At 43.0% G+C, this 19,356-nt stretch carries 17 protein-coding genes; 7 read left to right on the forward strand and 10 right to left on the reverse strand.

Going from position 1 to position 19,356, the window contains the following annotated elements; translation table 11 throughout:
• Positions 1-84 precede the first annotated feature (84 nt).
• From AHMF7605_RS24240 to AHMF7605_RS24275, 8 genes are all read right to left on the reverse strand, one after another.
• Positions 85-1,425, reverse strand: a complete 1,341-nt coding sequence (locus AHMF7605_RS24240) for a tetratricopeptide repeat protein (RefSeq protein ID WP_106932553.1) — start codon at positions 1,423-1,425, stop codon at positions 85-87.
• Positions 1,426-1,504: 79 nt separating this feature from the next.
• A complete protein-coding gene (locus AHMF7605_RS24245) occupies positions 1,505-3,931 on the reverse strand; it encodes a DUF4331 family protein (RefSeq protein ID WP_106932554.1) in 2,427 nt (808 codons plus the stop codon).
• Between the two features lie 384 nt (positions 3,932-4,315).
• On the reverse strand, positions 4,316-5,020 hold the full coding sequence (locus AHMF7605_RS24250) for a DUF4097 family beta strand repeat-containing protein (RefSeq protein ID WP_106932555.1): 705 nt from the start codon (positions 5,018-5,020) through the stop codon (positions 4,316-4,318).
• A gap of 138 nt (positions 5,021-5,158) precedes the next feature.
• Positions 5,159-5,932 (reverse strand): Type 1 glutamine amidotransferase-like domain-containing protein, encoded by a 774-nt coding sequence (locus tag AHMF7605_RS24255; protein ID WP_106932556.1) that lies wholly within the window; start codon positions 5,930-5,932, stop codon positions 5,159-5,161.
• Positions 5,933-5,982: 50 nt separating this feature from the next.
• Positions 5,983-6,864, reverse strand: a complete 882-nt coding sequence (locus tag AHMF7605_RS24260; RefSeq protein WP_233219243.1) for a DUF4097 family beta strand repeat-containing protein — start codon at positions 6,862-6,864, stop codon at positions 5,983-5,985.
• 92 nt (positions 6,865-6,956) lie between these two features.
• Positions 6,957-7,727, reverse strand: coding sequence for a HEAT repeat domain-containing protein (locus AHMF7605_RS24265; protein ID WP_106932557.1), 771 nt, complete (start codon positions 7,725-7,727; stop codon positions 6,957-6,959).
• Entirely contained in the window at positions 7,714-8,226 is a 513-nt protein-coding gene (locus AHMF7605_RS24270; RefSeq protein WP_106932558.1) for an RNA polymerase sigma factor, read from the reverse strand. Before AHMF7605_RS24270 ends, AHMF7605_RS24265 begins: the two co-directional genes overlap by 14 nt.
• Positions 8,227-8,522: 296 nt before the next feature.
• Positions 8,523-10,409: a BamA/TamA family outer membrane protein gene (locus AHMF7605_RS24275; RefSeq protein ID WP_106932559.1), complete on the reverse strand. Its 1,887-nt coding sequence runs from the start codon at positions 10,407-10,409 to the stop codon at positions 8,523-8,525.
• Between the two features lie 243 nt (positions 10,410-10,652).
• Between AHMF7605_RS24275 and AHMF7605_RS24280 the strand changes: the two genes are divergently transcribed.
• The 5 genes from AHMF7605_RS24280 (at position 10,653) to AHMF7605_RS24300 (ending at position 15,425) form a co-directional block, all read left to right on the forward strand.
• Entirely contained in the window at positions 10,653-11,918 is a 1,266-nt protein-coding gene (locus tag AHMF7605_RS24280; protein ID WP_106932560.1) for a putative DNA modification/repair radical SAM protein, read from the forward strand.
• A 65-nt stretch (positions 11,919-11,983) separates the two neighbouring features.
• Positions 11,984-12,172, forward strand: coding sequence for a hypothetical protein (locus tag AHMF7605_RS24285; protein ID WP_106932561.1), 189 nt, complete (start codon positions 11,984-11,986; stop codon positions 12,170-12,172).
• A 92-nt stretch (positions 12,173-12,264) separates the two neighbouring features.
• Positions 12,265-13,050, forward strand: a complete 786-nt coding sequence (locus tag AHMF7605_RS24290) for a TIGR03915 family putative DNA repair protein (RefSeq protein ID WP_106932562.1) — start codon at positions 12,265-12,267, stop codon at positions 13,048-13,050.
• A gap of 362 nt (positions 13,051-13,412) precedes the next feature.
• Positions 13,413-14,093, forward strand: coding sequence for a GNAT family N-acetyltransferase (locus tag AHMF7605_RS24295; protein ID WP_146153662.1), 681 nt, complete (start codon positions 13,413-13,415; stop codon positions 14,091-14,093).
• Positions 14,094-14,345: 252 nt separating this feature from the next.
• Positions 14,346-15,425: an aminotransferase class I/II-fold pyridoxal phosphate-dependent enzyme gene (locus AHMF7605_RS24300; protein ID WP_106932564.1), complete on the forward strand. Its 1,080-nt coding sequence runs from the start codon at positions 14,346-14,348 to the stop codon at positions 15,423-15,425.
• 21 nt (positions 15,426-15,446) lie between these two features.
• On the opposite strand, the gene AHMF7605_RS24305 is transcribed toward AHMF7605_RS24300, so the two are convergent.
• Complete coding sequence (locus tag AHMF7605_RS24305; RefSeq protein WP_146153663.1) at positions 15,447-16,853, reverse strand: D-alanyl-D-alanine carboxypeptidase/D-alanyl-D-alanine-endopeptidase; 1,407 nt, start codon at positions 16,851-16,853, stop codon at positions 15,447-15,449.
• Between the two features lie 225 nt (positions 16,854-17,078).
• On the opposite strand from AHMF7605_RS24305, the gene AHMF7605_RS24310 reads away from it, so the two are divergent.
• On the forward strand, positions 17,079-18,311 hold the full coding sequence (locus AHMF7605_RS24310) for a nucleoside recognition domain-containing protein (RefSeq protein WP_106932566.1): 1,233 nt from the start codon (positions 17,079-17,081) through the stop codon (positions 18,309-18,311).
• An 18-nt stretch (positions 18,312-18,329) separates the two neighbouring features.
• Positions 18,330-18,794, forward strand: coding sequence for an SRPBCC family protein (locus AHMF7605_RS24315; protein WP_106932567.1), 465 nt, complete (start codon positions 18,330-18,332; stop codon positions 18,792-18,794).
• 49 nt (positions 18,795-18,843) lie between these two features.
• Here AHMF7605_RS24315 and AHMF7605_RS24320 read toward each other — a convergent pair whose 3' ends face one another.
• A complete protein-coding gene (locus AHMF7605_RS24320; RefSeq protein ID WP_106932568.1) occupies positions 18,844-19,326 on the reverse strand; it encodes a DUF6252 family protein in 483 nt (160 codons plus the stop codon).
• Positions 19,327-19,356 lie beyond the last annotated feature (30 nt).

The following is a 19,356-nucleotide window of genomic DNA, read 5'->3' on the forward strand; positions in this document are numbered from 1 at the left end:
CCGCAACTGGGGTTAGAAAACTTATTTGGGTGCGTGAACAGCCTACCAGAATACAAACTGTATTTACAAAAACCGGAGATTCACTTAAATTTTAGAGATAGATTTATTTACCAGATTTCTGCCTTCTGTACTCAGGGCAGTATTTTGGTAAGGGTTAATGGCCAATGCTTTTTGAATAAGATTGGCTCCTTCGGCCTGATTACCTAAATGATATTTTACTAAGCCCTCCAGACATACCAAACCAGCATCCTGACTGTTCGTGCGGGTAGCTTTTTTCAGGTAGCTGGCTGCTGTAGCAAAATCTTGTTTTTGGTAGTAAATCTGGGCTAAGGCTTTGCATACATCTATGTTATCCGGTCTTTTTTTGTATTCCTTTAAAGCGTAAGTAAGCGCTTTGTCCGGATTTTTGCCTAACTCCAGGTAAATATGAGCTAGTTCCAGGTCTACTACGTGTCCGGCTTCCTGGTCTTCTTCCAGGCCGGCCAACAGTTCTTTCATGGTAGCTTCTGCTTTACGCGTGTTTCCCTGGTGCTGGTACAACCGCACTAATTCTTCCTGAAATGAAAACTCAGGTAAAATGTTAGCTGCTTTCGTAAATAATTCAGCGGCTTTATCGTAATCTTTGTTTTTAACGGCCAAACGACCGAGCCCACTAATGGCAAAAGCGTAATTCGGTGATTGCCCTAAAGCTTTGTTATACTGCGCTTCGGCATTTTTGAGGTCGCCGGTTTTTTCGTATAAACTGCCCAAGGTTACCAAAACCCAGGAAGTTTGTTCCAAGCCCGGAAAGCCCGCCGATACGGCCAGGTTCATGGCTTCGATGGCACCCGGCATATCGCCGTAAATTTCGCGCAGGTACGATACCCGCGAATACGACTTAAGATCCGGCCGTAGCGAAGTCATTTTATCGGCCATGGCAATGGCTTCTTCGTAATGGCCCAGTTCTACGTTGGCATCACATAATACCCCGTAAACGGCAGCGCCGTGGTCATTAATTTTCAGGGCTTCTTTTCCGGTTTCCAGGGCTTTAGCAAACTGGTGCAATGAGAGTTGAATGGTGGCTTTGGCTACGGTAGCTTCGTACAACAATACCTGGTCTGATTTTTCATGATCCAGTACATCCTGAATTAATTTAAGTGCCGCCGGATAATAATAGGGGTGTTCGCCGGTAATACGGGCTTCCTGCATATAAGCCAGACCGAGCAATAATTTACTTTTTAAATCGCCGGGCTTTTCGCGTAACTTCCGTTGCAAACCCTGAATAGCGGCTTTCGTATTTAACCATTCGCTGGTAGTAGAAATAGGCCCTTGCCGTTCGTGGAGCGGCGGAACAGGATCGGCAACATTCTGGTATTTACGGTAGAAAACAACCGCGGCCACCAGCATAATGGCCATTCCGGCCAGGTAAAAGTAATTTTTTTTCATTTTGTGAACGGTATAAGTAGGAAGGGATAGGTAAATAAAGGCCAGGTAAAATGCCTGGCCTTTATAGTAGATATTACACTTACTTAGAAACTACAAATTTTAATGTTTGATCGGATTTGCTGCCGTTTACAATGCGGGCGTAATAAATGCCGCCTTTGTATTTACTTACGTTTACCGACACCTCATACATACCTGCGGCCCGCTTTTCTTTATTAACCGGGCTGGCTACCAAGTTGCCGTTAGCATCGTAAATATGCAAGCTTACATCGGAGGGTTGCGCGACATGATAACGGAAGGTGGTTTTATCCCGGGATGGGTTCGGGAAACTTTCCATTTGCTTCAGCATCACATCCGGGGTAGACATGTTCAGGCCGCTTGGCGTTTCGAAGGGAGCCATGCTGGCCGCCGGGCTGGCGTTATCCACGTTGCCGCTGCCATTGTCGTTCCCGTGGCCACCGTCTAAGAAACCATTCCAAGGTTTAGCTTCGAAGGGGAATTGGGTTTGCAAGTCGGTGTCGTTTTTCTCTACCCCGGTGGTAAAGGTAAGTACTTTTACTAAATTCGGAGTAGCTAAGCTGGCGGTCATGCGGTAATCCAGCACTACGCGCAAACTCTTCTCTTTATCGGGGCACGGATCACCCAGCACTTTGTAATTAACCGGAATGGTAAAGTTAGGATCTGAGTTGGTTAACTGGAAATTGCCGTAGGTTTTCTGCACTTTGGCCGTAACATCCGCTTGGCAACTAGCATCAAACTTAAAGTTATCCCAGCTGCTACCTTTACCAGTACCGAAGGTAGCCGATTTTACATTGGTAAATATGGCACCAGAAGGCGGCATAATCATGATCGGATCGCTGTTATGCTGTTGTTCTACGTCGCCGATGGTTCCGGCTCCAGCTTTAGGATCGTAATCATCGTAACCTAAACCAACCGCCGCCAGCACAATTCCGCTTACGGCTTGCAGTTCAATCCGTACTACATCGTCTTCCAGGCGGCGTCCGTTCGGGAAGCCATCCATGTTGGGGATATATTGCATTGCCGGGGACATATTGAACCGGGGATCGGTAATACCCAATACGGCGGCTTGCACTAAACCTAAACTGCTGAAGTCTTTAGAATCGCGGTCGGTAGGCGGTACGGCCATATTTACGCGCAGCATATCGCCGAAAGTAGGCAGGAAGTTGTTAATGAACGGTTTACCCGCGGCTAATGGATTACCATCTTTTTTGCCGGTAACCAGTTGGTAAGGCGCTAAATTAGGAACGCCGGTCATGAAAATAGGTAGTAAATCCACGGAGCGGGGCTCGCCTTTCCGGAGTAAATAATTACCGAATAATGATTTATCGAAGGCAGTTCCTTTCGTGGCAGGATTTCCTAATAAAGAAGACAAACCATCGGCTCCGTTCCGGAAATCAAAAGCACCTAATGATTTAGTTTGAATACGCAGCGCCGATAAACCTGGTACGGCTTTCCCGAATTTGGAATCATCCATGTACAAGGCTAACTCCGGATTGGTGAAGTATTTCTCGAATTCTTTTGGATCGTTATTAGAAGAATAAGAGTTCCATTCATCTTTTTTACCGATCGGAATTATAACTTCGTTGGTTAAAGGCATGCCTAAACGCGAAACTTGTACGTAGTCGCCTTCGTGCTTAATTCTACCTTTGCTTTCGCGTACGGTAATTTGCCGGCGGCTGGCAGAGGCCCATACCCCAATAATAAAGTCCGGATCCAGAATGCTCCAGGCTTTGCTTATTTTCTGACCTTCTTTGTTCAGCATTTCGATGGGAATATCCAAGGCAATGGTATGAACATTTAGTTTTTTTAAGCCATCCACGGGTTTATTTGGGCGGACATTACCTAAATCTTCAATCCCTCCGATATCTACGAAGAAAGGATCATCTACCGGTCCGCAGAAAACTTTCTCACCGGTAGAAGCTGTTATAATTCCTTTTTTCATTTCATTTTCGTAGCTGCTGTTTAATCCTACCGCACTTTCTATGCTGCGCGGTCCTACATTGTAAGGGGGCACAATGCCATTGCTGATGATCGTTTTAAAAGATTTACCCCCATCCGTACTTTTTTTACAAGTGTAAGTAGCTTTCTGGTTCTGCTTGCCTAACCGGATGTAAAAGTGAGTAGTAGGATCTTCGTTCGTTAATTTAAACTCAAATCGGTACATAATGTCGTCCCCCTTAGTGGTGGCGTCATTTTTAATGTGGATGTCATAAGCAATATTTTCCCCGAAATTGTAAAAATTAGGTGCACCGTGTGGATGCTGGAAAGGAACATAATTAGCAATAATAACCATGTTGTTTTTGTTCTTCGGATTGCGGAAGGCGTACACATCGGTATTATCGGCCAGGGGGTCATTGGCAATTATCGGCGCTTCCCGGTGACTGGAAGATTCCAGATAATTGTATCGGGTACCAATTACGGATAGGGAAGCTACCGCCACCACTACCAGCCCAGATTTCAGCAGGCCAGACTTCGTAAACATTTTCATAGGCTTTTAAATTTTAAAAATGAACAATTGGGAAAAGGAAAAATAATCAAGCGATTATTAACGGGTTGCGAGAAAAACCTACGAAGTATACGTTAAACCGGATTGCGGTGCCATAAAAATAATTTTATAAATATTAGCGGAATATTTAAATATTGAATAAAGGCGAATAAAGTGGGTAATGCTTGTTTTAATACAATTTTAGGTCTTATAATGCCGCAAAATTGAGAAACAAAAAAAGCAGTACGGGCTCGTACTGCTTTATCTTAATACTATACATTTTTATAAACCTTAAAGAAGCTAACCTAATTTAAAGCAGTAAGGCTTCTCTTGGTAATAATCATGCGGAGGTAAAGAGATACTTTATCGGAGCTGACAAGTGAAAAACTACTTGCCTTTCCGGAAGTAAACATTATTACTGATGGTTTCCAGCTTTACTCTATTACCTCCCCCATTTAAGTCGCCTTTTAATTGGTAGCCCACTATAGGTATTTCTTTTTGTTTGTTCGTAAAAGCAATATTCAGGTCAGAAAAAACCTCGCCGGTAATTGTTTTCAGAGAAACGGTGGCGCCTTTTTTATCCGGCCAATTCATGTCTACAAAACCACTGATAGATTTGGCATTTACCGGACCGGTGAGGTCGCGTAATTCAATATCGCCGTTAATGGTATTTACCACTATGCTATTGGTGCGGGGTACCCTGATTTCGTAATCAATCTGGCTGCAAGAGTAATAATCCTGCCCGTTATAAGAAGAATGATTGCGGCCATATTGGGTATCCGGGCAATCTTCGGCTCGGCCGGTTTTTAATAAATCATGATCTAAATCCACGCTTACTCGGGGGCCATCCGGACCGGAATGAAAGTCGAGCAGCAAGGCATCATTTAACCGGCCGGAATTAATGCTGTAAGTAACTTTAACGTAGACTTCATTCTTATCCCAGGCGGTAATTTTAATGCTATTCCCAAACTTTAATTGTAAGTCTATTTCTTGATTAGCGGCCACCGGTAAGGTTTTTTCGACTACTTTCTGCGCGACAGCAGTTGCTACAGATAAGGTGCCGAATAGCATAAGAAAAAATATCTTTTTCATAATAATAGAAAATTCGATTGTAAGTTTAGTGTGAAGGGTATGTTGTAAGTACTAGTGCTTTAATTACCGAAGTAATAAATTACGGGTATTCAGAATAAATAAGCGGCGCTAAAACCAGGAAACTAACTAGCGGCGCTTTTATTTAATTAACTCGGTAACTAACTTCTGCTCGTCAATTTTCCCGTCTTTTTCCGAAATAAAGTAAACATTATTGGTTTTATCCAAGGTCACAGCTTTTACCAGCTTTCCGTTCTGAAACAACATGCCGGCTAAATCGTCGCAGGCGTAGCCGGCCGGAATTTCTTTTTTTCGAATACTTTCCAGGTAAAGCGGTTTCCGGCTTTTTTCACTTGAAAAATGCGGGCAATGGCTGGCTTTGATAAACCCTAAACATTCTACTATGCTCAACTTTTCTGGCCGCGAATCCGATAAGCCGCTCGTGAACCAGCAAAGTGAGCCCGCACTGCCACCCGCCAGCACTATTCCTTTTTCGTAAGCTTTTTGCAGAACGGTATCTATTCCTTGCGCGCGCCAAATGCCCATCATGTTTAAAGTGTTGCCACCTCCCACCACAATAGCATCCATATCCAGTAAATGTTCCGCGAAGCTTTTTTGCCCCGGCGAAGAATTAACAAACATTTTTTGGACACTGGGTTTTACCGGGAAGTTCAGGCATAGCTCGTACCAATAGTTGATCACATAAGGGTTATCGGCACCGGCCGTCGGCAAAAAACATATTTTAGGATTTGATTTTTGCGTAAGGCCGATAACGTACTTCAGAAAATCTTTATTCAAGTCTCCCCCGTAAGCAAAAACGGTTTTGGTTGGGGACGTGGTAACAACTTTCGTTTGGCCGTAACTATACTTAATTACAGCTAACAGAAACAGTAAGGAGAGGAGGAGTGTGCGCATAGTAGTTAGAGCGGATGAGTGCCGGAAAATGGAAGGAAATAGCGGATTGTTTATTTGCTTTTGCGAATAAAAATATCGCTGTTGATGGTGTAAACATTCATTTCTACCCCGCCGCCGTTGGTTTTGCCTTCTACGGTATTGCTACCGGCAATTTTTTGTAAATCGGTTTTGTCTTTTGGCAAGGCCATGTCAAAATCGGTGTACACCTCCCCGTTAATAGAGCGTAATTTCCAGTTGGCTTTGGTTGCCGCCGGTAGGGTTATATCAATTTCGCCGTTTACAACCGATATAGACGAAGGCTTTTGCTGATTCAAATTTTTAAATTTTACCTGGATACCGCCGTTGGTGCTGTTGGCAATTACCGGTCCGGCTACGTTGGTAAGCTCGGCCCGCGAGTTATTTAGCTTGAGCTCAATTTCGCCATCTACATCGGCCAGTTCAAAATCACCGCCTTGCCAGTTGGCTTCGGTGTAAGATATAGCGGTTTTATTAGGTATCCGGATGGTGTATTTACCACCGCCTTTCTGAGCTTTTACCACCGTAAGTACATTGCCGTCGCGGTTAATGGATAAACCAATGCCGGTGTTGTCTTCGGCGGCATTATAGAGCGGTTTTAAGCCTTGCGCGCGGGCGGGCGGAGCATGGTAATTATTGGCTTCTACTACTAGTTCGTCGGAGTTGTGGCCCACAATTTTTACTTCGCTGCTGCCCATTATAAAGCGTACCTGGTTACCGGCGCTGTTGCCCAGTTTGGTTTTGTATTCGCGGCGTTCGCCACTCCGGTTAGTATCGTCGTCATCGTTGTTGTGGCGGCTATTTACTACCACAGTAGATTTATTTTTTACTTTATCTTTTCCGCCGGCATTTGTTTGCGCCCAACTAGCATTAGTTAATAAGGCACAAAACGTGGCGGCGAGTACTATCTTTTTCATGATGGATGTGTAGAATAAATAATGGAAAATAAATAGGGGATATACTATATTTTAATTGTTTTATTATATTAAGAACTAGTTTAAATAGTTTCTTAGATCAGAATCCCGATGGCTTGCTGCGCTTTTAATTTAATGGTCGGCTGTAAATTCTGTTTCTGCGATAATTTTTTCACCTGGTCTACGGCCTGTTTTTCTTTTAAAGCCACCAAAATATCAATGAGCATGGCCTGTACGTTAGGATCCGTCTGGATTTGCAAAGATTGAATGTACGCTTCGCGGACCATAGGTAAGTGCCGGTACTGGAATAAAGACTCGCAGGCCGCTAAGCGCACATTTACGTTCGGGTCGAAGTTCATGGCATTAATTAAAACCTGCACGACTTCTTTATCGGCGGAAGTTTTTCTAACGCCTTCTTTTACCACTTGAATCCGGGCAGCGGCCGTAGATGATTCCGATGCCTGTGGCGATAATACTTTTTTAAATTCCTGCAAATCTTGGCGTAAGGCCGCTACTTCGTGGTTGGTAGAGCTGGCAAAAGGATTGCGGGTACCTAACCAAAAGCCCCCGGTTACTAAAATCACACTGGCCGCTAGCTGCATCAATAGTTTAATCGAATCCCGGCCCAAGAAAAACTGGCGGCCTTTCGGTTCCTCAATTTTGGCAAATAGCCACTCGTCGTGCTTGTAGCCGGTAAGTTTTACATTGCGTTGCGTTTCCATATACTTAAACAGTTCCTGAGCGGCTTTTAGAGTAGCCGGTACCTCGGTTTGGTTAAAATAAGCCCGTAAATAATCTTCTTCTTCCAGGGTGGTTTCCGCGTCGTAGTAGCGTTCCAGTAATTCCTCTATGTTATCCCATTTCATACTTCTCAATTTTTAAAAAACGTTCGCGTACCAGTTTGCGGGCTCTGGATAAGGTAACCCGAATGGTGTTCAGCGGCAGTTGGGTAATCTGCTCTATTTCTTCGAAGGAATAACCTTCTACATCCCGTAAATGAAGAATCAGTTTTTGTTGTTCCGGTAATTGATCCACTAACCGGCGCATTACCTCGGCGCTGTTGCTCAGTTCGTAACTTTGCTGAGGAGTTGTATAACTCGATTCCAGTTCCATTGCCGTTACATCTGCCAGGTGCTTAGGAGTTTTTACTTTTAATTTATCCAGGCACAAATTTTTAGTTACCGTCATGGCAAACGCTTCTACACTGTTGCAGGCATCCAGCTTGTGCTGGTTGGTCCAGAGTTTCAGAAAAACTTCCTGTAAAGCATCTTCGGCTTCTTCGTGGTGGCGCAGCATGGTTTTAGCCAACCGGAACAGCTTGTCCTTTACGGGTAAAACTTTCTGCTTAAACGTTTGTAAGTCCATTCAAAAACAAAGACGACGAGAGTTGGAAAACATTACAAGAGATTTTAAAAATTTTGAATGAGTGGATGAGTGATTGGGTGAATGAGTAAATGAATTTTGACTAATTGAATTTTGAAGGAGGAAATAAGTAAATTTTGAATGAGTGAATGGATGAGTAATGAATAAAGGTTCGAATAACTATGGATAAACAAAGAATTTAGAATATAAATATTCACTCATTCAAAATCCACCTGATTTATTTATTCTATTCAAAATTCACTCATCCACTCATTCAAAATTCACTCATTAAATTAAAGTTACCGGTAAATACCATCCCCAAAAACAGCGTTAATAGGGCGGGAATACGTAAAATCGTTGAATTCGTAGTAGGGCCGTGTAGAAGGATAGGTTTTAAAAGAACTGGGTCCCTGCGGATAAAATCCTAGCGAAATTTGAATGGTGTTAAAAGTAGTGTATTCATTTAAAAACCGGAAACCAATACCATAGCCTTGTAAAGGAGTGTTCTGAAAAGGATTGCTGCTATTACCCGTCGAGAGCCAGGCAAAATCGGCGAAAGCGACAATGGCAAACCGGAAACCCACAAACGACAAAGGCGTGTACAAATTATTTTCGTAGTTCAGCACAAACTTACGGGTGCCCCGGTCCGGCGAACTAAAACCGCGGATACCTTCGTATTTATTTATGTTGAGTACGTTTTCGCCGTACTTGCGGTTAAGTCCGTACGACGTTCGGTTCCACACAAAATGGCGCATGCGCCAGGTATTAATACTGTATAGTCTAGTAAAATATAATATTTCGGTGGCCAGCTCGCCTTGTTCCCACTTCTTATCGCGGATAAAAGTATTAAACTCGGAGGTGAAGTTTAAATAGCCAAAGTTACGCTGGTATTTGCCGAAACCGGCTTTTATGTCTACGTAGCGCCGGTTAAAATTATTGCCGTGTTCGAGTCCGTAGGTTAAGGCCAGTAAATTACCGGCCGGAATATCTTCGGTCCGGCCAAAGCCGAACAAGTAACGGTCTTTATAATATTTGCGGTACGTATAGCCAATTCCGGCCAGGTAAAAAGTATTGCTTTGGTATTCGTCGGTGGGAGGGGTAGGGTACCGGGTAATAATAACCCGCCCGGAAGTAATAATCCGGGCCCGGTTTTCCTGGCCTAAATTATACGATTTAAACCGGAAAGATTTACTCAGCCAATAATCCTGCGTCGAAAAAGAAATATTTTGCCTTTGCCCCGTAGAGTCTGTCAGCCGAACGTAGACGGGTAAGGTATACCAGTTTAAAGCAATTGCGCCGGCGTACTTGGTATTAATAGCAAAGAAATCGCGCTGTAAGCTGGCTCCTTTTTGTTTGTAATTTACTTCGTTGCGGTAAATTAATTCGCTGCTGATAAATGTTTTGTAAATATTTTCTACGCGGTAACTCCCCGTGTATTCGTACGATTGCTGAATAGAGTCGAGGCCAAAGCGGTACGAATTACGAATCTGGTGACCACTACCCATAAAATTAATGTCGCGCAGTACCACCCGGCCCGAACCCCGGCCGGCATTATAAGAACCGCCCACGCTAATAGAAAATACATCTTTGGTAATTACTACAATATCCACGCTGTCGGCCGTGGAAGTTTCCTCGTTCACCGTTACCCGGGCATCCAAAATGTAATCGGTCTGGCGCAGCAAACGCTCCGACTCGGTTAAGTCCAGAGGGTCGAGTGGTTCGCCCTGTTTAAATAATAATTTATTGCGAATACGGCCCTGGTGGGTTTTTACGTGCAGCGAGTTACCCGCTTTTTCCAGAAAGTTAGCGGGGAGCCGCAAAGTATCGTTAATAGAATACCCAAAAGCATCTAAACTTTTAATGTAAATGCGCCGGACAATTTTATAGTGATGTTCTTTAAATTGATAGTTTAACAGCTGAGGATTTACCGCCGCCGGCTCCGGTTTGCGGTCGAACCGGAAAACCGCTTTTATCATGCGGCCTACTAGGGTTTTCCGTTTTGAGTACGCCTTTAAATCTTTAATTATTTTATCCGAGTCCAGTATCCGGTGAGTGGTGTCGGCCGCATTTTTCTGTAAAGAATCAGGATTGGGCTTGGTTTGCTGGGCATACCCCGATGCCGTAGCTAAAACCAGTACCAGAATTAATAATACAAATCGCTTTAAAATAGATACTATCAATACCATAAAGGTATACTATCACTTTTTTACTCTTTCGCCAGATAACGGAGTAGGAACGTTAATGTTTAATTTACTACAAATAAAATTATATCCCTAATCTAAACTGGTTTGCCGCAAAAATATTGCTTGTCTCGCTATCTGCTATCCGGAAATAAGTTTAAATAAATTGCTAAAGTTTAAAACTTATTACTAAATATATTAGTTTAATAATAAGTATTTGTCTACTTTAGTCCCTATCGAAGAAGCAGCATGAACGATAAAATCAAAGATAAGCTAAAAATATTAGCAGACGCGGCGAAATACGATGTTTCTTGTTCCTCTAGTGGGGGCAAGCGGAAAAACCATAACAAAGGATTAGGTAATGCCGAAGGTATGGGTATTTGCCACTCGTATACCGAAGACGGCCGTTGCGTATCGTTGCTGAAAATATTGCTTACTAACTACTGCATTTTTGATTGTGCGTATTGCATTACCCGGCGCAGCAACGATATTCCAAGGGCAGCTTTTACCATCGAGGAAGTCGTTAACCTGACGATCAATTTTTACCGGCGTAATTACATCGAAGGGTTATTTCTAAGTTCAGGTATTTTTAAAGATTCGGACTATACCATGGAGCGCCTGATTCGCATTGCGAAGAAGTTGCGCCAGGAGCATAATTTTAACGGTTACATTCACCTGAAAACCATTCCGGGAGCCAGCGAAGACCTGATTAAAGAAGCTGGCCTTTATGCCGACCGCCTCAGCGTGAATATTGAATTACCCACCGAACTAAGCTTGCAAAAGCTGGCTCCCGAAAAAAATTACGCGCAGATAATGAAACCCATGTCGGCCATTAGCCAGGAATTAATCGCCAGCCAGGAAGAGCGCAAAATTTTTAAGAACGCAGCGGCTTTTGCTCCCGCTGGCCAGAGTACGCAATTAATTGTGGGTGCTTCCGGCGAGAATGATAAGCAAATCCTGCATTTGGCCAATCAGTTGTACGGAAATTATCAGTTAAAGCGCGTGTATTATTCGGGTTACGTGCCCGTTAGCAGCGATAGTCGTTTGGCGGGCATTGAGGTGCCGCCGCTTATGCGCGAGAACCGCATTTACCAGGCCGATTGGCTCATGCGGTTTTATGGTTTCCAGGTACAGGAGATTGTATCGGACTTTCACCCTCACTTAGATCTGGAAATTGACCCGAAACTGGCCTGGGCTTTACGAAATATGCATTTCTTCCCGGTAGAAATAAACTCTGCCGATTACGAGATGATTTTACGCGTGCCGGGCATTGGTATGAAATCGGCGAAGAAAATAATAATGGCGCGTCGGTTTGCAGCGCTTACCGCCGAGCATCTTTTAAAAATTGGCGTGGTCCTGAAACGAGCCCGCTATTTTATTACCTGCAGCGGAAAAAGCCCGGTGGCTAAAACTTATTCCGAAGATGTTATTCGCCGCCGCATACTTTTTGGGGAAGGCTCGGTGCGTAACAGCTTAATTAAACAGCAACTAAGTCTGTTCGGAACGGCCAGTTAGTACTTATTTTTTTATCTGACAAGCATCTTCTTAACCATTGAACGAGTCCATAAAAATTTACTACTATGAAATCTATTCAAAATTCCTCTAACCAGAAAGCCAGCGCTAAAGTAGCTCCCGTATCTTGCCACTGCAAACTTAGTTTATTAGTAGTGCACCTGCAATATTTGAACGAACGTCAGAAAAACCAATCGCTAAATAAACGGGCGCCAACTTTAGGCGATGACCGTAAATTATTTTACCAATACATTTAAGCCAGCGCCCGTTTTAAATTAAGTTCTAAGATTATACAATTATTGTCTGGTATACTCCGGCAGTAAAACTACATTTTCAGCTACTTAGGCCGATGTATTACTACTCCTACGATGGAACATTTGAGGGTTTGCTGAGCGTAATTTTTGAAGTATACGAACGCAAATCCTGGCCCGATAAGATTATGAGCGAGCAGCAGGTACAACCCAGTTTGTTTGCTACGCATATTCGGGTAATTACCAACCAGGAAAAGGCCGAACGGGTATGGCAAGGTTTGCTCCGGAAAATATCCGTTCAGGCGGGTGTGCAGCTGTACAAAGTTTTTCTATCGGAGTTGCCGGCTATGGAAATGATTATTTACGAATACGTAAAACTGGCCTTGGCTAGTCCGGTAAACATCGAAGAAAATTTTGCCGCGGATTGCATTCGTTTAGTGGCTCAAATTAATAAACAAATATTTCGGGAAGCCCACCGCATGGAAGCTTTTGTGCGCTTTCAGAAAACCGGGGATAATTTGTTTTACGCCGGCATTGAACCGGATTTTAACGTATTGCCCTTAATCCTAAAACATTTTACCCAACGTTACGCCGACCAACGCTGGCTGATTTACGACTTAAAACGCCATTACGGTATTTATTATAATTTGCATACGGCAGAGTACGTGCAATTAGAGCAAGTGCCCGTTAACCGGAACGGACAATTACCTGCTACCTTGCTGGACGAAGACGAAATAGCTTATCAGGAGCTATGGCAGACGTACTTTACGAGCGTAAACATTCCGGAAAGAAAAAATAAAAAGCTGCACTTGCGGCATATACCCGTCCGTTACTGGAAATATTTATCCGAAAAGCAACCTGTTTTTTCCAGAACAAAAGCTTAATATCCGCTTTTTATATTATGACAGCGTTATTAAAAATATTATATTAGCTTGCTAAGGTGCCCGAAGGAAATTTGTTACTTTAGGCTACTAGTAAATCGTATGACGCTGAAAAGTTTAACTTAAATACTAAACAAAAATACTGAATTTTAAGTATTTAGTTAGGCCCTATATTAGGTTATATTTGCCCGCAAACTCTTTGCTTCTATTGGTTGTTATGCATTTTTAAATTTTTTATTGTGAATGGATTTTTTACGTGCAACTCTTGCTATTATTTAGGTGTCCGGTAATAGTAAAAGCGCTAGTAAAAAATCTGTTTTAGAATTTCTCCGACCCGAATTTTGCCTACTTACCGACCAACTTTTATGCTTTTAAATTCTAATAAAGCACCCAACCAACCTGTTTGTTTTGAGTGCATTTCCAACTCCCGGATATTACGGGCCGATACGGATTGGTGGGACTTATACCATCAAACCTTTCCCCAGGAAGAACAGGAACCCCCACAAGCTATTTTAGATAGCCTGGACCAAGGCGTTGGCCTGGCCTTTCGGGTTTCGAATAAGGAAAAAACCATTGGTTTGGCTACGGTGCATTTACTCACTAATCCTTCGGCCGTATTTCTGGTTTATCTAGCCATTGATCCGGCGGAGCGCCGTAAACAGATTGGGGCGCACTTTTTCGATTATATTTACCAAACCGGCGCCGCTAAACTGAAAGAAATGGGATACCGTTCGGTAGGTTTTGTTTGGGAAATTACCGCTAGCCAAAATCCAAATACCCAAGAAGCAACAGCCCTAGCCCGGAAAATTAATTTCTTTGAGCAAAACGGCGGTACAGTGTTGCCTTATAAATATTTTCAGCCTCCCATAAATGGTAGTGCCGCGGTGCCGATGCACGTAATGTTCCGCCCCGGCGACGAAGGAGTTACTCTGGAAGCTACAAACCCGGCAGCGCTCATTCAGGCAATGTATTGTGAAAAATACGCGGCTATTAATTACATTAATCCAGAGTTGTTAGAAGAGTTACTGGAAGTAATTTCTACCTGATTTTTTTATAAAATGGCTTACGCAAAGTACCAGGTAAATCCCTGCCGAGCATATTTTTAATGTTCGGCAGGATTTATTATGCGCAAAATGGAGGAATACTTCTTTAGTGCATTCATTTCTTTCAGCAGCTTGAATATAGAATCAGGAATACGAGTCGTGCTAAATCAGTAGTAAACCTCTTTTTAAATAGTTGCAATTGCCGGAAAAACGCTTAGTTTCGATCCGTAAGATTTACTATTAGCTGTTTTTCTTTTGGAAGCTCCGTTATTAACTAGCCAACTACCCGGTCGCACCCTGATTACCGAAGAGGCCACTTATTTGTACTTTAGCGGTACTTCTTACCTAGGCATGGCCCGTAACGAAAACTTTCAGAAAATTTTACAAGAATGTTTTATAGAATACGGCACCAACTATTCGAGTTCGCGGCTATCTAACGTGCAATTAAAAATTTTCGCGGAAACCGAAGCTTATTTAGCGGCCTGGACCCATGCCGAAGCAGCTTTAGTGGTTACATCGGGTTTGGTGGCGGGGCAATTACTAGTGAAAGCCTTGCCAGAAGCCGGAGAATTTATGTACGGCCCGCGAACGCACCCGGCTTTATGGCGCACTCCCGTTGATTGCTACGAAGGCGATTACCATACCTGGACGCAAAAACTACCTGAGAAAATACGAGCTTCCGTAAGTAAAAAAATAATTATTTTGACTAATTCTTTAGATGCCTTATGGGTGCAGGCTTATTCTTTTGAATGGATTAACGAACTCCCCGGAAACAAAGCAATTACAGTAATTATTGATGATTCACATGGATTCGGGCTTACCGGAAAAAACGGAGCGGGAGTACACACCCAACTACCAAAACTGCCCGCCCACGTGCAAGTGGCCGTCATTAGTTCTTTCGGAAAAGCACTGGGTATTCCGGGCGGGGTAATTCTGGGCAATGCCGCCTTTATTGATCAGCTTAAGAAATCTGCCTTTTTTGGGGGCGGTTCGCCGCCGGTGCCGGCTTATTTAGCCGCCTTTTTACAAGCTGAAGAATTATACCAGCAAGCCCGGGAAAAGCTGCAAAACAACATTAATCAATTTACCAGTACTCTGCAATATTCCGAGCAATTTCAATCTTTTGCCGGGTATCCAATTTTTTACACTCGGCAAAACAATTTGTATGACTGGTTATTACAACAGCAAATTTTAATTTCTCATTTTGCCTATCCAACTCCCGCCGATCTACCCATTACTCGCCTTGTTCTAAACAGTTTGCACACCCCGGAAGATATACAAGTACTTACCCAGCAGATTAATGCTTTTTGTGCTTCCACTGAATCATTCAGTTAATAGTACTATCCGTTTCCGATTTTAAAAATTAAGGTGTATTGCCGTGACGAGGCGTTCCATTTCCTGACGAATCTCGGCAGTAGGTCGGGTAAAGTTATTGTTCATAAAGGCGAAAATGTAGGTCTTGCCGCTTTTGGTGGTAATAAAACCACTTTGGCTGTAGTTGTTACTTAATGAACCGGTTTTACCAAATACAAAAGGAACGTCGCTGCGGTAATAATCTTTAAGGGTACCATCTTTACCTCCCGCCGACAGCAATGAAAATAACCGGTTACGCGGTACTTCCTGGTAAATCTTTTGCCACAGGGCTACAATGTCGCGCGGAGTAATTAAGTTAAGTCTGGATAGTCCGGAACCATCTACCCAGTTGGGTGGGTCCGGTAAATCCGAGAGGTAGGTTTTTTTGACATGGTTAATAATTAAAGTGGTATTCAGAGAATCGAAAATAATAGCGGCGCACAGCAATAATAAATGTTCGGCAAAAGTATTATCGCTTTCCACCATCATGCGCTTATACAAAGAATCTACCGGATTGGCGTAAAAAGTCCGCGTTGGCCTCAGCAAACGTTGTTTTATTAATTTTACCGGCCGTTGTAACGTATCGCTGAGTAGTTTAAGGGTGAGTTCCGGCGATTGTTTAAAAGGTACATCGGTTTCAAAATCTTTTTTTACCCGTTTAGGATAAAACGTAAACTTATTTTGGTCGTATTCCCGCACTACTATGTTATTAGCCGCACTACTAAAAAGCTCCGTTTTTACCTGATTTTTAAAATACCGCGGTGTTACCTGCGCTTTGGTGGTACCTAACTTACCCGTAAACCGGACAGTGTTACCGTAAACAGGTAGAGGAGAGCGTTCGGTGGAATAATAATCATTGTAATCGTCCCAGGACCAGCCCGGCCCAAGTGGGACAGTAGCAAAATTAGCAGCGGAGAAATATAATTTTTCGGGCCGGTTTTTTAAAAATTGCCAAACTCGGGGGTTGGGTAAATCGGGGTGCAGCAGGGTAGGATCGGCCGTACCCCAAAATAGCAATGAATCGTGTTGAATGGTATACCGGAAGGCCGGAATTGAATCTCTCAAAATCTTAAGACCCGCGTAAAAAGTAAGTATTTTGGTATTAGAGGCCGGGGTAAAATATTTATCAGCGTTATACGCCACAACCATTTTACTCGAATCGAGGTCGTACAGGGCAAGGCCGGTAAAATTCTGGGCAAATACCGGTGATTGCTCTAATTGCGTTTGTATCTGCTTATAAGTAAGTTTTGGCGGTGGTGCCGTACTTGATGGTGTCGGGGTGGAAGTAGCCGTTGGTTTAGCTGTTTGGCACGAAGTGGCCAGAAAGTAAAATGCTAAAAAAGAAAGAAGTGTAAGTGCCCGGTAAAGGTACGTACCCCGTAATTCGTATTTGAGTGATGGTAAAACCATAATAGAATAATGGAAAATCAGTAATCTGCCAGAAACTTTACCTTCTTGGCCAAACGCCCGCAATTAGTCCAAAAAAACACAAAAAGGATGCGCTTTAAAGTAATAAGTTTTAAAAAATGGCTTAACCCATTCCCGGACGACAAACTTTTGCGGCGGTAAACAAGATTTAAAGCATAAGCTGTATATTGGCTCGTATTCTGTAAGTCTGACCGGATCGCCTGTTTTATGGTTTTAAATTACCTTTGGATTGCGTTTTTCCTCATCGCTTTTGCTATCGCTCTTTTTAAATTAATCTTTTTTCAGGATACGGAAATTTTTGCCGCTTTGGTAACCAGTATGTTCGACATGGCGAAGACTGGTTTCGAAATTTCGCTGGGTTTAACGGGGGTAATGACTTTATTTTTAGGTTTGATGAAAATTGGCGAAAATGCCGGCATTATTGCGGTTTTTGCCCGTTTGGTAGGCCCTTTTTTTAACCGGCTTTTCCCCGACTTACCTAAAAACCATCCGGTATTTGGTTCTATTCTCATGAACTTTTCGGCTACCATGCTTGGCCTGGATAATGCGGCTACCCCCATGGGCTTAAAAGCCATGAAAGAATTACAGGAATTAAATCCCATAAAAGATACGGCCAGCAATCCACAAATTATGTTTCTGGTCCTCAATACCGCCGGTCTTACTATTATTCCTATCAGTGTTATGGTTTTCCGGGCGCAAATGGGAGCGAAAGACCCCTCGGATATTTTTCTGCCTGCGCTTATTACTACTTTTCTGGGTGCCTTAACCGGATTAATAATAGTGGCTATTTACCAACGCATTAATTTGTTCGATCGGGTGATTTTTGCTTATCTGGGTACCATAAGTATCTTGCTAGGCGGCTTGATTTATTACTTCTCCACTATTACGCAGGAGCAAATTGCCGTTATCTCCCGGGTAGTCAGTAATTTTATTTTGTTCGGGATTTTTGTGGCGTTTATTGGCTTGGCCCTGATTAAAAGAATTAACGTGTACGATGCTTTTATTGAAGGCGCGAAAGAAGGTTTTCAGGTAGCCATTAATATTATTCCGTATTTGGTAGCTATTCTGGTAGCCATTGGCGTTTTCCGGGCCTCGGGTGCTCTAGATATGTTGGTAAGTGCTATTGCCTGGGTTTTTGCTCAATTGGGCTTTAATACCGAATTTGTACCAGCCTTACCCGTTGCCTTCATGAAACCGCTGAGCGGTAGCGGTGCCCGTGGACTGATGCTGGATGTAATGAAAACGTACGGGGCTGATTCGTTTGTGGGGCGGGTAGCTTGTACCATTCAGGGCGGTACCGAAACTACTTTTTATATTTTAGCCGTTTACTTCGGATCGGTGGGTATCCGAAAAACGCGTTATGCCGCTGCTTGTGGCCTTTTGGCCGATTTAGCCGGGGTAATAATTGCCATTTTAATGAGTTATTTATTTTTTCATTAACCTTTTCAAAGTGTACAAATGCCCGTTATTCATTTACGAACCTTTATCCGGGCACCCCAAGCAGTATGTTTTGATTTATCACGGAGCATCGATTTGCACATAATCTCCATGAAACATACCGGTGAAAAAGCCATGGCTGGCCGGACCAGCGGCCTGATAGAATTAAATGAAACCGTAACTTGGCAAGCCAAGCATTTGGGTATTTGGCAAACCTTAACCACTAAAATTACCGATTTTAGCCGGCTCAATTTTTTTGCGGATGAAATGGTAACGGGTGCATTTCAATCTTTCCGGCACGAGCATTATTTTACTGCCACCGAAAATGGCACTACCATGACGGATATTTTTAGATTTACTTTTCCTTTAGGCTGGCTCGGAAACTTGGCCAACGTATTGTTCTTAACCCGCTACATGCGTAAACTTTTAGAAAAACGCAACCAGGTATTAAAAGACTTTGCCGAAAGTAAGCCGAGTATAGCCTGACACGAATGGAAATCCTGAAATTTTATTAAATGTACGGGTCACCTTTGCTTTATTCTCTAATAATACCCGTAAAATTACCGGCTGTTATATGTAAAGTGTCAGCATCCTGTCCGGAAGAACTCCAGGTATTTTTTAAATCTAATTCAAAGCTTCCTGCTATTTGTTTCTTCTCCGCATTGTAATCTGAAATAACTAACTGCCCGATTGATCCGGGAATAGGCTTATATTGGCTTAAAATTACATCACGCCCTACCGTGGTATAATAGCCGGCTTGATTCTGAGTTAGGGCGTAAGTGCCGGTGCCCTGAAACTTTATATTGACGACTAAAACTGCTTCATTAGGACGATTGGCAATACACCACATAGTTAAAGTATCCGATTGATTATTTAAGTATACATCCGTATTGCCACTCCAGGTTACTCCATTTCTTTTAGCGGAAAAAATATTCAGGCTGGTTTGTGGTTCTGCTTGATCATCGTTTTCGCAGGAAAATAGGAATACGGCAAAAAATACCAACAACAAATTTTTCATACTTTTCTATTTAACAGAATGACCCAATTC

Origin of the sequence: Adhaeribacter arboris, assembly GCF_003023845.1 — a bacterium.
Lineage (GTDB): Bacteria > Bacteroidota > Bacteroidia > Cytophagales > Hymenobacteraceae > Adhaeribacter > Adhaeribacter arboris.

Excerpts from the sequence above, each read along its gene's own strand:
- AHMF7605_RS24285 (WP_106932561.1), top strand. The coding sequence starts at position 11,984 with ATGAAATCTATTCAAAATTCCTCTAACCAGAAAGCCAGCGCTAAAGTA.
- AHMF7605_RS24250 (WP_106932555.1), bottom strand. The coding sequence starts at position 5,020 with ATGAAAAAGATATTTTTTCTTATGCTATTCGGCACCTTATCTGTAGCA.
- AHMF7605_RS24305 (WP_146153663.1), bottom strand. The coding sequence starts at position 16,853 with ATGGTTTTACCATCACTCAAATACGAATTACGGGGTACGTACCTTTAC.
- AHMF7605_RS24240 (WP_106932553.1), bottom strand. The coding sequence starts at position 1,425 with ATGAAAAAAAATTACTTTTACCTGGCCGGAATGGCCATTATGCTGGTG.
- AHMF7605_RS24275 (WP_106932559.1), bottom strand. The coding sequence starts at position 10,409 with ATGGTATTGATAGTATCTATTTTAAAGCGATTTGTATTATTAATTCTG.
- AHMF7605_RS24290 (WP_106932562.1), top strand. The coding sequence starts at position 12,265 with ATGTATTACTACTCCTACGATGGAACATTTGAGGGTTTGCTGAGCGTA.
- AHMF7605_RS24310 (WP_106932566.1), top strand. The coding sequence starts at position 17,079 with ATGGTTTTAAATTACCTTTGGATTGCGTTTTTCCTCATCGCTTTTGCT.
- AHMF7605_RS24315 (WP_106932567.1), top strand. The coding sequence starts at position 18,330 with ATGCCCGTTATTCATTTACGAACCTTTATCCGGGCACCCCAAGCAGTA.
- AHMF7605_RS24265 (WP_106932557.1), bottom strand. The coding sequence starts at position 7,727 with ATGAAATGGGATAACATAGAGGAATTACTGGAACGCTACTACGACGCG.
- AHMF7605_RS24260 (WP_233219243.1), bottom strand. The coding sequence starts at position 6,864 with ATGAAAAAGATAGTACTCGCCGCCACGTTTTGTGCCTTATTAACTAAT.
- AHMF7605_RS24280 (WP_106932560.1), top strand. The coding sequence starts at position 10,653 with ATGAACGATAAAATCAAAGATAAGCTAAAAATATTAGCAGACGCGGCG.
- AHMF7605_RS24320 (WP_106932568.1), bottom strand. The coding sequence starts at position 19,326 with ATGAAAAATTTGTTGTTGGTATTTTTTGCCGTATTCCTATTTTCCTGC.
- AHMF7605_RS24255 (WP_106932556.1), bottom strand. The coding sequence starts at position 5,932 with ATGCGCACACTCCTCCTCTCCTTACTGTTTCTGTTAGCTGTAATTAAG.
- AHMF7605_RS24295 (WP_146153662.1), top strand. The coding sequence starts at position 13,413 with ATGCTTTTAAATTCTAATAAAGCACCCAACCAACCTGTTTGTTTTGAG.
- AHMF7605_RS24245 (WP_106932554.1), bottom strand. The coding sequence starts at position 3,931 with ATGAAAATGTTTACGAAGTCTGGCCTGCTGAAATCTGGGCTGGTAGTG.
- AHMF7605_RS24270 (WP_106932558.1), bottom strand. The coding sequence starts at position 8,226 with ATGGACTTACAAACGTTTAAGCAGAAAGTTTTACCCGTAAAGGACAAG.